This window comes from Planosporangium spinosum, assembly GCF_049999945.1.
GTDB lineage: Bacteria > Actinomycetota > Actinomycetes > Mycobacteriales > Micromonosporaceae > Planosporangium > Planosporangium spinosum.
Genome location: NZ_JBLYUB010000020.1, coordinates 95,655 through 110,611, shown reverse-complemented (window position 1 = coordinate 110,611; position 14,957 = coordinate 95,655). Strand labels below are relative to the sequence as shown.

The window sequence follows — 14,957 nt, the reverse complement described above, 5'->3', positions numbered from 1 at the left end:
ATCGGCAGATAGGCCGTCCAGTCTGCACCAGGAGGCAAGATGTGGCAATATCGCTGGATACCTTTGGCAATCAATGGCAACATAGGTGCTGCGCCGCGCGTCGCAGAAGTGGGAGATTCGCCCAGAGTGCCGCGTTGCCGACCGGCCGGTTTCGGGTATGGGGCGGACGACGTACCCGCAATCCGCGCCAGTTGCCACGAGTTGCCGGGACCGGCACACTCGGGCTTGTTCGCACCGGTCGCCGGGGTGGGGCATCGTCCGCTCGCCCGGGCCGCGATCCGAAGAGGGACAGACTTCATGACCACACTGCCGCGCTGCACCGTCATCGTGCCGACGTACAACCGGGCAGGCCTGCTCCGGCACACGCTGGACTCCTTCGTGCGGCAGGACATGCCGCCCGGCGACTTCGAGGTCATCGTGGCCGACGACGGATCGAGTGACGGCACGGACGCGGTGGTGGCGAGCTACACCGACCGGCTGCCGATCCGCTACTTCTACCAGGAGGACGAGGGCTTCCGGGTGGCGAAGGCCCGCAACATGGGTCTGCGGGAGGCGCGCGGGCCGGTGAGCGTCTTCGTTGACTCCGGCGTGGTGCTCGGGTCGCATGCGCTGGCGGCGCACTGTGCCGCGCACGAGAGTACGGCCGGCCCCGCCGCGGTCGTCGGCTACGTCTGGGGCTTCGCGGACGACGTGCGCGCCGCCGCGGACCGGATCGACCCGGCGGATCCGGACGGCACCATCCGCCGGCTCGCGCACGACCACTCGCTCCCCGACGTCCGGGAGTGGTACTACGACCGGTACGGCGAGGAGCTGTGGAAGCTGGCCGCACCGTGGCTGATCTTCTGGACCTGCAACGTGTCGGTGGACACGGCGCAGGCCCGTGCGGTCGGGATGTTCGACGAGGCGTACCGGTCCTGGGGCGGCGAGGACGTCGACCTGGCGTACCGACTGCATCGCGGCGGAGCGCGGTTCCTGCTGAGCCGCGACGCGGCGGCCGTGCACTGCCCCCACCCCAAGGAGGACACCCGCAGCGCCAAGGCGAACCACCGCTACTTCGCCGCCAAGTACGACACCCCGATCACTCGCCTGCGTCCCGACCACGACATCTTTCTGATCGAGCAGGTCATCCGCGACCGTGGCCTGCCATCCTGCGCGGAGTACCTCGCCGCGCGCCAGAATGGCGACGCCCCGCCCGGAATCCGGCCGGCCGGCGGGGAAACGCCGGCCTCCACCGGGACCAGGTGACGGCGTTGGAAGGCAAGAGCACGGGCTTCGCCCAACTCATCAAGGACGGTGCCCTCCGCGGCCTCATGGTCAACACGGCCATCGTCGGTGTCGGCGGCGCGCTGGTGAACACGTCGACGAGCCTGTTCCTCGCCACGGCGATCGGTGCCACCCCCTTGATGATCGGGATGTACTTCACCGGTCGCGGGCTGCTGGAGGTGGTGTCCGGGCTGACGCTCGGCGCCTTGTCGGACCGTACCGGCAACCGGCGCGCGCTGCTGACGCTCTGCCCCTTCTTCTCGGCCTCGGGCGCGCTGGCCTATACGACGATCCGCAACTACTACGTGCTGTTCGCCATCGGCGCCGTCCTCTTCGCCATCGGCGGATCGGGTTTCGCGCAGATCTTCGCGTACAACCGCGACTTCGCCTCGGCGCGCGCGCTGAATCCGACGTTGCTCAATTCGGTGCTGCGCTCGATCACGTCGGCGTGCTGGATCGTCGGCCCGCCGCTGGGTTTCTTACTCATCGACGTACGCGGGTTCGCGGCGCTGTACCTGCTCACGGCGGTGCTCTACATGACCTCGGGCGTGCTCTGCCGCTGGCTGCTGCCGGACCTCACCGGCACGGTGACGAAAACTACGGCCAAGGGAAACCCGTTCGCCGGCATCGGCCGCTCGCTCTGGCTACTCATCCTGGCCGTCATGCTCATGTTGACGGTCAACAACATCTATCAGATCAACATCGCTCTTTTCGTCACCCGTGACCTCGGTCTCGACGCAGGGTTCACCGGGTTGCTGCTCGGGCTGTGCGCCGCGCTGGAGGTCAGCGTGATCCTGCTACTGGGCCGGCACGCGGACCGCATCGGCAAGTGGCGGCTGGTGCTGGCGGCCACCGCCTGCGCCACGGTGTTCTTCGCCGCGCTGCCGTTCGCCCATTCCAAGGCCGCGCTGCTGCTGCTGCAGCTGCCGAACGCATTCTGGACCGCGATTGTCCTGAGCATTCCGGTGACCATCCTGCAGGACGCCATGGGTGATCGGGTCGGCGTGGCGTCCTCGCTCTACACCAGCTCATTCCAGACCGGCATCCTGCTCGGCGGCACCACCGCCGGCGTGGTCGCAGAGTGGTTCGGGTTCACCAACGTCTTCTTCGTCTGCGCGGTGCTGGCCGCGGCGGCCACGATGCTCCTCGCCGCCGCCGCCGCCCGGCGCGGCCGCGCCCACGACGAGGCGAGCGAAAGCGTGCAAGTCCCCGCCGGCTGAGCGACGCCGGCATCATGGCACCGGCCGCCGGCCGGTGCCATTCCGTGCCTTCCGGGCCACCGTTAGTCAATTCACGCGGTTATGGCGCATTGTCGGTCTGGTCAAACGTGGTATGTCTCTCTCGCGGAAAGGAGTGCGTGGCGCTACCGTGTGCCGGTAGGCAACATCATTGACGGACTTTTGACACGCCGAGGAAGCACGATGCTCGAACAACCTGCCTTCGGCCAGCGCCTCCGGGCACTTCGTGCTCAACGCCGCCTGTCCCAGGCCGCGCTCGCCGACGGCGTCATGTCGGCCGGATACCTGTCCCGGCTGGAATCCGGCGCCCGGCCGCCGACCCCCCGGGCCGTGGAGACGCTCGCACGCCGGCTCGGGGTGCCGCTCTCCGCCTTCGAGAGCGCCGAGTCCGACGCCACCGAACCGGCCCGTCCCTCCGTCATCGCCGAAGTCCTCGCCACTGTGGTCGCGGCGGACGACGCGGGCCTGGCCGAGCTGCTGTCCGAGGCTTTGCGCGCGGCACCCGACTGCGACCCGGCGCTGCGGTGGCAGGCGCTCTGGACGCTGGCCCAGGTCCGTCGCGGCGAGGGCCGCCAGGACGAGGAGTACCGGCTACTGAAGGAGCTGGTCACGCTCAGCGAATCGCTGACCTCGCCGGAGCTGCGGTCCCGTACCTGCACCGGGCTCGCCTGCTGCGCGCGCACGCTGGGCCACACCGCCGAGGCGCGGCAGTACGCGCAGCAGGCGTACGAACTGGCGGAGCAGGCCTCGCGGGCGGCGCAGGCCGGAGCGTTGCAAGCGCTCATCTCGATCGAGGCGGAGGCGGGAGAGCTGGCTACGGCGCAGGTTCACGCCGTCCGCCTCTGCCAACTCACCGAGGACATGGCCGGCACAGCGCACGTCGAGGCGCTGTGGGCGGCGGCCACGGTCAGCACCCGCCAGGGTGACCATGCCGGCGGGCGCAAGCTACTGGAACGCGCACTCGCCCTGCTGGACAGCCGTGCCGACCTGGTGCTGTGGATGCGGCTACGGCTCGCCGCGGCCTCGCTGTACCTGCAGGTGGACCCGCCACCGCTGGACGAGGTGCGGGCCCGGCTGCAGGAGGCGGCCCCGGTGGTCAGCCTGCTCGGCACAGATCTGCACCAGCAGGAGATCCGGACGCTCTGGGCCTACCTCGCGGTGGAGGAGGGCCGCCTGGACGAGGCGTGGGACATGTGCGAACAGATCGCCGCCGAGCAGTCCCTGCTCTCGTTCCACGATCGCGTGAAGTTCGAAGCCACGCGCGCCCGGTTGCAGATCCGGCGCGGCGAGCGCGACGCGGGCCTGCATCGGATGCGCGAGCTCGCCAAGGAGGCGGAGGACGCGCGCAACGTCGAGCTCGTCGCCGAGATATGGCGTACTTTGGCCACGGCCCTGGCCGAGGCCTGATCCCGGAGGCGGCGCGGCCGACGGCTACCCCGGGGAATGCGGGCCGTGCGGTGATCGCCGCCCGGCGCTGTCGCCGGGCGGCGGGACGCCGGGCCTGCTAGGCGCCGTTGCTGTACGCACGCGTGTCGCCGCTGCGCACTATGCTCGTGCGCCCGTCGACGCCCACCGGAACCGTGCCGACCAGCGTCAGCCGCTCCGCACGGCGGTGCGCCGTGCCGTAGTCGTAGATGGCGTAGTGCTCGGTGGAGCGGTTGTCCCAGATGGCCAGGTCGCCGACGCGCCACTGCCACCGCACGGTGTGCTCGGGCTTGGTCACGTACTCCTGCATCGCGTGGATCAGCTCACGCGACACCTGCGGGCTGTACCCCACGACGCTGCGGGCGAAGCCGCCGAGCAACAGGGCGCGCTCACCTGTCTCCGGGTGTACGCGGACCGCCGGGTGCTCGGTCTCGAATCGGTTGGCGATGTAGTCGCCGCGCCAGTCGACCGTGTCATCGGTGAAGTCGGAGTCGTTGCTGTGCACCACGCGCAGCCGATCGGCGAGGTCACGCATCTCGGGCGGCATGCTTTCGTACGCGGTGACCGTGTTGGCCCAGATGGTGTCGCCACCCACCGGCGGGATGACCTTGGCGTGCAGGAAGGCCGCGGCCGGCGGGCGCTCGATGAAGGACAGGTCGGTGTGCCAGTGGTTGGCCCGGGTGCCGTGAGTGGAGTCCATCGCCCGCAGGTGCGGCTGCTCCTTGGCGTTTTCGTAGATGGGGTGCCCGAGCGTCAGCTCCCCGAAGCGCTTAACGAAGGCGACCTGGGTGTCGTAGTCGAGTTGCTGTTCCCGCAGGAAGATGACCTTGTGGTCGAGCAGGGCCCTGCGCACCTGCGCGATCACCTCGTCGCTCAGCGGGGCCGAGGCGTCGACGCCGGCGACCACCGCACCGATGTTCCCGGCCAGGGGCGTCACGGTGACCGTTGTCGACGGCAGCAGTGTGTCAGTCATGGCTGGCCTTTCTGGGTTACCGACGGCTTACCTATCTCTTGCCAAAGTATGCCAAGAATTTGCCAGGGTGGACAGTGGGGCTGGACAATCAATGCATGACCAACGACATCCTTCGTGTCGCCGCCGACGCGCTGAGCTGGGTGGAGAAGGCCCACGACGCGACCGGGCGGCGTGGCATCTCGGCCGGCTACGACCTGCGGCACGGTTGGCAGCCCCCGTACCCCGAGACGAGCGGCTACCTCGTACCGACCATGCTGCGCGCAGGCCGCGTCTTGGACCGGCCCGCCCTGACCGAACGCGCCCGCGAGGTCGGCGATTGGCTGCTGGAGTTGCAGTCGCCCGGCGGCGCGTTCCCCGGCGGGATGGGCGTCGACGGTCCACCCGTCGTCTTCGACGTCGGGCAGATCATGCTGGGACTGCTCGCGCTCGAAGCGGCCACCGGCGAGCCCGCATTTCTGCATTCCGCCGAACGCGCCGGCCGATGGCTGCTCACACAACAGCGGCCGGACGGTGCCTGGCTGTCCCACCTCGGCTTCGCCAACACATACTCGTCCCGCGTCACGTGGGCCCTGGCGGAGCTGTGGCGGGCCACCGCAGACCCAGCGGTGCTGGCCGGGGTACGCCGCTCGCTGGAGTGGATCCTGCAGCAGGTTCGTCCCGACGGGTGGATCGACGGCATGGCGTTCTCGGCCGACCACACGCCGTGGACCCACACCATCGCCTACGCCTTGCGCGGGCTGTCGCGCTGTGCCGACCTGCTCGACGAGGAGCTCGCCGAGCAGTGCCGCGCCGCGGCGGACCGATGCGCGCGCCGCCTGGCCGAACTGCGCACCCCGTTGTACCCGTTGTTGCCGGGCGAGATCGGCCCCGGCTTCACGCCGCGGGCCGACTACGCGTGTCTCACCGGGGATGCCCAGATGGTGACGATCTGGTGGGACCTGGGGCGGCGCAACGGCGACGAGGAACTGCGGGCACGCTGCGAACAGGTCCTGGCACGCCTGGCGGAGTTGCAACTGCGCCAGCCGCTGGAACCGGCAGCGCAAGGCGCGCTGCCGGGCTCGTTCCCGCTCACCGGGGGCTTCGAACCGCTCGCGTTTCCCAACTGGGCCGCGAAATTCCTGGCTGATGCTGCCATGAACGTCGCCGGCCAGGTCGCCGGCGCCGGGCGAAGCTGACCCGTACCCGGCACGCAGGCGGGCCGCCCGGCAACCGGGACGTCCCGCCTGCGCATGGTTCACGCGCGCGCGGTGAGCAGCCGGCGCAGCCAGTCCACGCGGGCGCGCCGGGCGGCGCGCGAGACTATCGCGTCCGGAACCCACTCGTCGAAGCTGTGGAAGGCGCCCGACCAGACGTGCAGCTCGGCCTGGCCGCCGGCCTGCCATACGCGGCCGGCATAGGCGACCGCCTCGTCCCGCAGTGCCTCCACCGAGCCCACGTCGATGAACATGGGCGCCAGACCGGACAGGTCGGTGGCCCGCGCGGGCGCGACGTAGGGCGAGACGTCCTCGGTGCCTCGGCGCTCGCCCAGCAGCGCGGTCCAGCCGGTGAGATTAGAGGTGCGATCCCACAGGCCCACACCGTCCATCTGCCGGGCCGAGGGCGACTCGCAGCGGTCGTCGAGCATCGGGCACTGCAGCATCTGGCCCAGCAGGCGCGGCCCGCCGCGATCGCGGGCCAGCAGCGACACCCCGGCCGCCAATCCGCCGCCGGCACTGTTGCCGCTGACTACCACCCGAGCCGGATCGAGTCCCCGTCCGGGACCGTGCTCGGCGATCCACGACAGACCGGCGTAACAGTCCTCCAGCCCTGCCGGGGCGGGATGCTCCGGTGCCAGGCGATACTCCACGGCGACGACCGCCCACCCCAGTTCCTGCGCGCGATCCAGGTCACCGTCCAGCTCACGGCTGCGGTTGGTGCCGGCCACCATGCCGCCGCCGTGAATGTGGTAGATGACCGGGTACGGGCCGGCCGTCGCGGTAGGGCGGCAGACCAGCAGCGAGATGCCGGGCGCCGACGAGGGTCCCGGGACGCTCAGCTCCTCGAGGTCGAAGGCCCCGTCGCGGCGGATCTGGTCGTCGGTCATCCGGGCCGCCGCCGATCGCTCGCGCCGGAAGCCGATCTGGTCCGCGGTCATGCTCGGCAGGCCGGCGAGGATGTCGTGCAGCGGCGCGTCGAGCTGCGGGTCGAAGGGCGGCGGGTCCGCGGCGGGCGGCCGCGATGCGGACGTTGTGGTCATGCTGTTCCTCTCAGCCGACCGCCGTGCCGGCCCGGATGAGCCCGAACGGCGGATTCTCGGTCAGGTAGAAGTGATCGCCCGCGACGACCTCCTCGTGGAACGAGCCCTGGGTGAGTTCCGGCCACGGCCGGCGGTCGGCGTCGGCGTCGTCGCGCCCCACGATCGTCGTGATGGGACACTGCAGCCGCGGCTGGGGCCGGAAGCCGCGGGCGTATGCGTGGAACATCCGCCCGTCGCTGCGGATGTACGGCAGGACGAGTTCCTGGAAATAGGGATCGGCGGCCACTTCAGGGTCGGTGCCGCCGAGGCTGATCAGCCGTGCGATGGTCACCGGGTCGTCGTCCGTGTCGCCGTCGGCCAGCTCCTCTGGTCCCGGTAGCGCAGCGTTGCGCGAGCCGGATGCGAACAGGTGCTCCACCGGCACCCCGGCGCCCTCCAGGTGCCGGGCGGTCTCCAGGGCCACGGCCGCGCCCATGCTGTGCCCGAAGAGGACCAGCGGCCGATCGGCCAGCGAACGCACCGCCGCGGCAATCTGCGCGGCCAACTCCACCAGGTCGTCGGGAGCCGGCTCGTCGATCCGCTCGGCGCGGCCGGGATAGCGGACGGCATGCACCACGCTGTCCGGCAGGTGCTGCTGCCAGTGCCGGAACATCGCCGCCGATCCGCCGGCATGGGGGAAACAGATCAGCCGTCGCCGGGCGTCCGCCGGGGCGGCGCCGCTCTGCAGCCAGACGGCCGGGTTCACGTCGCGTTGCACTATTCCCTCACCCGCTCCCGCCGCGCCCGCGCCGCCCGTGCGCGCTCCACGACCGCCTGACGGGGGTTGCCGGCGAGCCCCCTGTCCGTGCCCCCGCGCCCGATCAGCTCGGCCTGGGCCGCCACGGTGGTGTGCCGGAAGAGCGCGACCACAGAGGGGCGGGTCCCGGTTCGCCGCTCCAGCGCGTCCTGGAGCTGGAACATGGTCAGTGAGTGACCGCCGAGGTCGAAGAAGTTGACGTCGAGCGGGACGTCGGAAACCTTGAGCACGTCCGCCCACGCGGCGGCCACCTGCGCCGTAGCCCCGCCTGCGGCGGGCCGGGGTTCACTCGCCGGCTCCGCCGCGGCACGGCGTAGCGCCTCGCGGTCCACTTTGCCGTTGACGCTGAGCGGCAACTCCGGCAGCACGCGGATGCGGCCGGGCACCATGGCCGCCGGCAACTGCCGCGACAGCTCCAGGCGTACGGTCTCCTCGCTCACCGCAGGGTCGCCGACGACGAACGCCTCCATCGCGGTCCGCGATTCGTCCGGCAGGACGACGACGTCGCGGACCCCGGGCAGGGCCCGCAGCGCGGCATCGACCGCGCCCAGTTCCACCCGGTGCCCCCGAATCTTGATCTGGTCGTCGTGGCGGCCCAGGAAGTCCAGTGTTCCCTCGCTGTTCCACCGCACCGTGTCGCCGGTGCGGTACATGCGCGCGCCCGGCGTCGCGGTGAACGGGTCGGGCAGGAACGCCCGCTCGGTCGCCTCCGGCCGGCCGACGTAGCCCTGTGCCACCCCGGCGCCGCCGATGTACAGCTCGCCCTCGGCGCCGCGGGGCACCGGGCGCAGGTCGCCGTCGAGGACGTACACCCGGGCACCGGGGATGGGGCCGCCGATGCTCACCGGGCCCGGACCGGTGAACCGCCGGTACGTGGCCCACACCGTCGCCTCCGTCGGGCCGTACTCATTGACCAGGCACACTCCGTGACCGTGCACGGTGAAGTGCCGGCGCAGCAGCGTTTCGGGCAGAGCCTCGCCGGCGGTGATGACGGTGTCCAGCGACCGCAGCGCACCGGGGCCGGCGCGGTCCGCGGCGTCGAGCAGTACCGCGTACAGCGAAGGCACGCCCAGCAGATGGGTCACCCGGTGGCGATCCACGAGCCGCACCAGGCACTCCGGGTCGCGTACCTCGTCGGCGCCGGCCACGACCAGGCGGCCTCCGGTGCTCAGCGTCCCCCACAGCCCGGCAACCGAGGAGTCGAAGGCCAGCGGCGACACCAGCAGGAACGTCGGTGCGCCCGGGTAGACGAGGCGGCGGGCGGCCGTGGACGCCGCCAGCTGGCCGTGGGTGACGAGCACGCCCTTGGGCTCGCCGGTACTTCCGGAGGTGTAGATGACGTAGGCCGGGTCGTCCTGTGCCGGCTCGACGGCCGGGCCAGGCCGGGCGGCGGTCTCGGCGCAACTGACGACCACCAGCGGGCGGCCGGCCGCCCGCAGCCGCGGTTCGGCGGTGGGGCAGGTCAGCACGGCGGCCACGGCGGCGTCGTCGAGCACCGCGGAGATCCGCCGGTCGGGTTGCGCGAGGTCGATCGGCACGTAGGCGGCGCCGGCGCGCCACGCGCCGAGGGTGGCGGCCACCATGGCGGCCGACGGACCCATCACCACGGCGACGGTGTCACCGCGGCGCACGCCGGCCGCGGCGAGACGTACGGCGATCGCGGCCGCCCACGCGTCAAGGGTGCGGTAGCTGAGGCTGTCCTCCCCGCACTGCACCGCGATGGAGTCCGGCCGGGTACGGACGTGCTCGGCGACGGACTCGGGAATCAGGGGCAGCGGCGCGTCGGGAAGGGGCGAACCCACACCGAGCGGCAGCGGGTCGTCCAGGGTCCGGTCAGGGCGGCCTTCGGTGATCAACGGTTGAGAGGGAGCTGGCGCCATAGAACTCCTCCGATCGTCGGCGGCCTGGTCGGCAGGCACGTACCGAGGCTAGGCACACTGGCAAGCTTTGGCAACACTCGACAAGTTTTGGAAATGTCGGCGAAGCGCCGACGAGTTGTTTGCACGCGACGATGCGCCGCCGCCCTCGCGGGCGGCGGCGCATCGAACGTCGTCGTGCAATGTGCGCGCTCAGGGCCAGTCGATGTCGGAGGCGGTCGCTACCGTCAACGTATGCCGGGCGCTCGCGTGCGAGCCTGCCGCCAGTCCGGCCAGCGCGCCAGTCGCGAGGAAAGCCGCCGCGCTCAGTGAGGCGATGTGGAGGCCGGCCTGCAGCATGGTGCGCCGGACGGCAGCGTGCGGTCGGATGCGGTGTGTCATGTTGATCTCCCCGTGATTGAAGGTTGCCCGACGGTCCGGCGGAAGCAATCGCGCTGTCGTGCGATGCCGTTACGGCCGGATCCGTGTGGCGGGTCGGATGGAATCACCAGTGTCGATTCCCGATGGCAGTTACGTTCCCCCTTCGGTGGTATCGAAACGAGCCGAACGAAGGATTATGGTTCCGGAACCACCGAGCGCGGCTCCATGATGGACGTTCATCGGGATCGTGGGTTACGCAGCTCAGGCGGAAGCTGCCCGAATCGCCGGTGGCGAGCCGGGCTCCGACGGAGCCGGCGCGGTGTCCACGGCCGAGCATCACCGCGCCGGTTGACCCCTCGATGGTCAGCCGAATTGTGCGGCCTGGACCTCTCCGGGGGCCGGAGTGTCCGTCGCGCGGTCGTTCGGGAAAAGATCGTCGAGGAAGGCGTTCCGGAACTTTCCGGCCGGGTCGAACTCACGCATCAGGACCGCGAACTCCGCGGCGCGCGGATAGCCGGCGACGATGTCGGAGCCGGCCCGGGTGGTGAGCTTGGCCCAGTGCGGCCGTACGTCGAAGGGCCGCAGCGCCTTCTCCACCTCGGCCAGCACCGGCAGCACGAGGGGCCAGTTCTTGATCCAGGTGAAGTGCACCGTCACGCAGTCACGGCCGTACGCGGGGCTAAGCCAGAGGTCGTCGGCGCGTACCGTGCGAATCTCCGCGACCTGCAGCACGGGCGCCAACCGGCCGGCGAGCTCGCGCACGGCGGTCAGCGCGGCCGCCGCGCGGTCGCGGGGAACGAAGAACTCGGACTGCAGCTCCTCCCCGGCGCCCGGCACGAATTCCGGGCGGAAGTGTGGCAAACGCTCGTGCCATGGTCCCTCCCGGTCCAGTTGCTCCGTGCTGAACTCCGGCGACACGCCGTCGACCGGGTGCATCGGCCGGTCGGCGTGCCGGCCACCGTCCCAATCGGACTCCGCCGCGCCGGCGCGGCGCTTGCGCCACACCATGCCGGTACCGCTGTGCCAGGTGGTGAACACGCTGACGCTGTACGCCGAGCCGAACACCGCGTCCAGGTTGTCGATGATTTCGTCGAGCGGGACGCCGACGTGAACCCGCTGGCTCATTTGGAAGCTCGGCTCGACGTTGAGCGTCAGGGCCGTCACCACACCGAGCGCGCCGAGAGCGACGACGCATCCGGGAAAGATCCGCGCGTCGTGGTCGCGCCGCAGTTCTCGCAGTTCCCCGTCCGGTCCTACCAGTTGCACGGCCTGCACGGCGGCGGCCAGGCAGCGCAGCGCGTCCCCGGAACCGTGCGTGCCAGTCGCGCAGGAGCCCGCCACGGAGATATGTGGCAGCGAGGCCATGTTGGGCAGCGCGTATCCCGCTCGCTGCAGCGCCTCGGCCACCTCGGCGTAGCGCATCCCGGCGCCGACGGTGACCGTCCGGTTGCGCTCGTCGAGATTCAACGTCGGCTTGAGGCCGTCCGGGCGGACCAGATCGTGAGCGGTGTCCGCGACCAGGCTGAAGGAATGGCCGCTCCCCAGGGCCCGGATGCGCGGGCTGGCGGCCACGAGCCGCCGCACCTGGTCGACGGTGGCCGGCTGATGGACCCGGGCCGCGCCGAACGTCACCGAGCCGGCCCAGTTCGTGAGCCGCCCCTGCGTCGGCATGGCACTCACCTCCGGTCCGTGATGAATTCGTCGGCTGCGACGAAGCGGAAGGAACGCTCGCGCAGTCCCTCGATGATGTGTGGCAGTGCCTGCACCACCTGGGACCGGTTCCCTCCGCCGTCGTGCAGCAGGATGACCGAGCCGTTCCGCGTGGTGTCGAGGACCCGCCGGACGATGGTCTCGGTGCCGGGCATCGCCCAGTCGACCGGTTCCACGTCCCACAGCACCATCGTGGCGCCGACCGGATGCAGCCACTCGAGCACCTCCGGGGTGCGCGAGCCGTACGGCGGGCGGAACAGCGTGGGCGTCGCACTGGTCGCCTTCTCGATGGCCTCGTTCGTCCGCTCCAACTGCTCCAGCAACTGAGGCCGGGTCAACTCGGGCAGGAACGGGTGCGACCAGGTGTGGTTGCCGACGGTGTGCCCCTCGTCCACCATCCGGTGCAACGCGTCGGGGTGGGCCGCGGCGTTCATCCCCACGCAGAAGAACGTTGCCGGGACCTCGTACCGACGCAGCACGTCGAGGATCAGGCCGGTGTACCGGGGCACCGGGCCGTCGTCGAAGGTGAGCGCGACGGCCGGCCGGTTCCGGTCGCCGTGGGTGACGCAGCGATGGCTGTCCACCATGGCGGCGAGGGCGGCGGTGCTGTCCCGCTCGTCCTGCTCCAGCAGGTGCTCCCGGCCGGTCTGGGTGCCGCGGGTGGGTTCCAGGCGTGCCAGGCTGCCGAGGTCGCGCCAGGCCGCGCGGGCGAGGACCTCGGCAGGAACGGAACCGAAGCCGGGCCGCGGCGGCAGCAGGTGCGGATCGGCCCGGTAGGCGCGCAGGCCCGCCGCCATCATGCGGCCGTCCAGGATGCCGTTGGTGCTGTCCACCACGACCGGCGGTGCGCCGATCGCCAGCAGGTGGTCGATCATGGCGTCGGTGTCGGCGGCGCCGAACCGCGCCGGCGCGGTCACCGGTTCGCCGGCGTCGTCCAGTACGGCGAGGCGATATCCATCCTCATCCCAGGAGACTCCTGCATAGGGCATAGGTCCTCCGAGCGGACGTGGGGCCAGGACGCGGTGCGCAGAGCGCTTCGCCATCCGTGGCGCGTCGGTCATCGACGGCCAACGTTGCCACGGCTATGCCAGATTGGCAACCCGTTTGGCATAGGTTGGTAACCATGGTTTCGGGCCCGGACGCGGGCACGCAGCGGCGCTCCCGGTGCGGGTCGCGCCGGGAGCGCCGTCGTGTGCCGGTCAGGCAACCGCCGCGGCGAGGGTCCGCCGGGCGGTGTCGGCCATCACCGGATTGGTGTGCCGGTAGTAAGGAAGCGCCATGATGGCCTGGGCGATGGCCCAGCCGCGCCCACGCTCCCAGGTCGCGTCGTCCACGTCCAGCGCCGCACGGTACGTCCGGCGCCCGGCGTCGTCCAGGAGGTTCCACGCGGGCATCAGGTCCACCGCGGGGTCGCCGATGCCGGCCGAGCCGAGGTCGATGACGGCGACCAGCCGGCCGTCGCGCAGCAACAGGTTGCCGGGCATGAGATCGGCGTGGATCCAGACCTCCGGGCCGGTGTGCCGGTCGGCCATCAGGCATCGTTGCCACGCCCGTGCCACCCGCGCCACGTCGACGAGCCCGGCGCTCTGCGCCAGCGCCGCGTCGACGGCATCGGCCATGCCGGCGAGCGGACCACCCCGGCCGCGCCCGTCCCAGGCGCGGCCGCCGGTGTCCATGGCTCGCAGTTCGCCGACGAACCGGGCCAGGTCGCGGGCGAGGACCACCGGGTCACCGGCGGCGCCCGGCCCCGCCGTCTCGCCCGGTATCCAGGCGTACGCCGTCCACCAGCCCGGATAGGCCTCCGCGGGGCGGCCCAGCGCGAGCGGCTCGGGGACGAGCGACCGGGTGTGCCGTGCGATCAGGCGGGCGGTGTCCTGCTCGTGCGCCAGTGACTCACGCATGGCGGCGTCGGCGCTCGGCAGTAGCGGGAACCGCAGGACGACGTCGGTGCCCAGCCGGAACAGCGCGTTGACCGTGCCGTGCGAGGTCAGCGCGCGCACCGGGCGGTCCGCCCAGTGCGGGAACTGCTCGGCCACGAGGGCGGCCACGGCCTCCGCGGTGATGTCCACCTGATCGGCATGCATCCTCACAGCTGTCAGCGATCCCTTCGGTATTGCCGGCGCGGCTGCCCGCGCCAGTGAATCATCGGGCGGCCCCGTCCGCCAGCGGGCGCGCGGGGTGCCTCCGTCAGCGTGTGCCGGCCGCGAGCGCCGCCGCCACGATTTCCTGCTGTTTCCAATTGGATACGCCGCCGAGGTAGTAACGGACCGTCGCCTGGCCGGTGGAGAAGATCGGGACGTCGTGGCTCACCAGCACGCCGAGCAGCTTGTCGTCGGGAGCGGCGTTGTTGCGGTGGTCGTCGTCGGTGAACTGTTCCGGGATGGGCAGCCGCAGCAGGAGCTCGCGGCGCAGCAGCCAGACGCTCTGGTCGACCGTCATGATCGGATCGTCGGGACCGGTGACGGTGCTCGGGTGGAACGACGCGGTGCGGACGCCGGGATCGGCTCGGTCCATGACGACGTTCGATCCGGGGAAGCGGACCCCGCGATCCACCATGAGCTGGTAGAGGCGCCGGCCTTCCTCGTAGGTGAACGCGGTGTGCCAGACCTCGTCGGTGTACGGCGTACCGTCGGCGTGCCACATGGTGCGACCGGAGTGCACGGCGTCGGCGCCCGTCTCCTGTGCGCGCTCCCGAAGGCTGCTGAGGTGGTGCGGCTCGAACTCGTTGTCGTCGTCGAGGAAGGCGATCCAATCGGCCGAGGAGACCCGGGTTCCTGCGTTGAACAACCGGGACAGCCGGGGATAGACGTAGCGACGGTCGCGCGGCGACTCCTCCCGCTCGCGCTGCGAACGCTCGACCAGATGCGCGACGGTGCGCAGGCCGGGGCGGGTCGGCGCGGACTCCACCACCGCGACCGAGTCGGGGTCGTCGTCGATGACGACGACGTGCTCGATGTCGCCCGGGTAATCCTGGGCGAACACGGACGCCATTGCGCGCCGCAGCATGTCGGGTCGGTGCCGGGTCAGCGTCACGACACCGATCGAGTCTGGCGACATCGGGAAGCCCCTCTCAGTACGA

Annotated in this window: 13 protein-coding genes; 4 read left to right on the top strand and 9 right to left on the bottom strand. The window is 71.1% G+C overall.

All coding sequences use genetic code 11. The annotated features are described in order from the left end of the window. Window positions 1–297: 297 nt before the first annotated feature. The 3 genes from ACNTMW_RS24465 to ACNTMW_RS24455 all read left to right on the top strand — a co-directional run bounded on the left by ACNTMW_RS24465 (window position 298) and on the right by ACNTMW_RS24455 (window position 3,908). A complete protein-coding gene (locus ACNTMW_RS24465; RefSeq protein ID WP_426636114.1) occupies window positions 298–1,245 on the top strand; it encodes a glycosyltransferase in 948 nt (315 codons plus the stop codon). After that, the gene (locus tag ACNTMW_RS24460; RefSeq protein ID WP_426636113.1) at window positions 1,242–2,483 is read left to right on the top strand and encodes a sugar efflux transporter; all 1,242 of its coding nucleotides are present in this window, start codon (window positions 1,242–1,244) and stop codon (window positions 2,481–2,483) included. The genes ACNTMW_RS24465 and ACNTMW_RS24460 overlap by 4 nt, the downstream gene beginning before the upstream one ends. A 201-nt stretch (window positions 2,484–2,684) precedes the next feature. After that, window positions 2,685–3,908, top strand: coding sequence for a helix-turn-helix domain-containing protein (locus tag ACNTMW_RS24455; protein WP_426636112.1), 1,224 nt, complete (start codon window positions 2,685–2,687; stop codon window positions 3,906–3,908). Window positions 3,909–4,005: 97 nt separating this feature from the next. Here the strand turns inward: ACNTMW_RS24455 and ACNTMW_RS24450 are convergent, their stop codons facing one another. Continuing rightward, window positions 4,006–4,899 (bottom strand): TauD/TfdA dioxygenase family protein, encoded by an 894-nt coding sequence (locus ACNTMW_RS24450; RefSeq protein WP_426636111.1) that lies wholly within the window; start codon window positions 4,897–4,899, stop codon window positions 4,006–4,008. A 95-nt stretch (window positions 4,900–4,994) separates the two neighbouring features. Between ACNTMW_RS24450 and ACNTMW_RS24445 the strand changes: the two genes are divergently transcribed. Next, window positions 4,995–6,074: a hypothetical protein gene (locus ACNTMW_RS24445; RefSeq protein WP_426636110.1), complete on the top strand. Its 1,080-nt coding sequence runs from the start codon at window positions 4,995–4,997 to the stop codon at window positions 6,072–6,074. A 59-nt stretch (window positions 6,075–6,133) separates the two neighbouring features. On the opposite strand, the gene ACNTMW_RS24440 is transcribed toward ACNTMW_RS24445, so the two are convergent. The 8 genes from ACNTMW_RS24440 to ACNTMW_RS24405 all read right to left on the bottom strand — a co-directional run bounded on the left by ACNTMW_RS24440 (window position 6,134) and on the right by ACNTMW_RS24405 (window position 14,935). After that, entirely contained in the window at window positions 6,134–7,135 is a 1,002-nt protein-coding gene (locus tag ACNTMW_RS24440; RefSeq protein WP_426636109.1) for an alpha/beta hydrolase, read from the bottom strand. A gap of 10 nt (window positions 7,136–7,145) precedes the next feature. Continuing rightward, window positions 7,146–7,892 carry a thioesterase II family protein gene (locus tag ACNTMW_RS24435; protein WP_426636108.1) on the bottom strand — a complete coding sequence of 249 codons (747 nt, stop codon included), beginning with the start codon at window positions 7,890–7,892 and terminating at the stop codon, window positions 7,146–7,148. After that, window positions 7,892–9,811 carry a non-ribosomal peptide synthetase gene (locus ACNTMW_RS24430; protein ID WP_426636107.1) on the bottom strand — a complete coding sequence of 640 codons (1,920 nt, stop codon included), beginning with the start codon at window positions 9,809–9,811 and terminating at the stop codon, window positions 7,892–7,894. Before ACNTMW_RS24430 ends, ACNTMW_RS24435 begins: the two co-directional genes overlap by 1 nt. 189 nt (window positions 9,812–10,000) lie before the next feature. Then, the gene (locus ACNTMW_RS24425) at window positions 10,001–10,189 is read right to left on the bottom strand and encodes a hypothetical protein (protein WP_426636106.1); all 189 of its coding nucleotides are present in this window, start codon (window positions 10,187–10,189) and stop codon (window positions 10,001–10,003) included. 342 nt (window positions 10,190–10,531) lie between these two features. Then, window positions 10,532–11,839 carry a D-arabinono-1,4-lactone oxidase gene (locus ACNTMW_RS24420; RefSeq protein WP_426636105.1) on the bottom strand — a complete coding sequence of 436 codons (1,308 nt, stop codon included), beginning with the start codon at window positions 11,837–11,839 and terminating at the stop codon, window positions 10,532–10,534. Between the two features lie 5 nt (window positions 11,840–11,844). Continuing rightward, entirely contained in the window at window positions 11,845–12,867 is a 1,023-nt protein-coding gene (locus ACNTMW_RS24415; RefSeq protein WP_426636104.1) for a polysaccharide deacetylase family protein, read from the bottom strand. A gap of 210 nt (window positions 12,868–13,077) precedes the next feature. Continuing rightward, a complete protein-coding gene (locus tag ACNTMW_RS24410; RefSeq protein ID WP_426636103.1) occupies window positions 13,078–13,962 on the bottom strand; it encodes an aminoglycoside phosphotransferase family protein in 885 nt (294 codons plus the stop codon). Between the two features lie 103 nt (window positions 13,963–14,065). Continuing rightward, window positions 14,066–14,935, bottom strand: a complete 870-nt coding sequence (locus tag ACNTMW_RS24405; protein ID WP_426636102.1) for a glycosyltransferase family 2 protein — start codon at window positions 14,933–14,935, stop codon at window positions 14,066–14,068. Window positions 14,936–14,957: the final 22 nt, after the last annotated feature.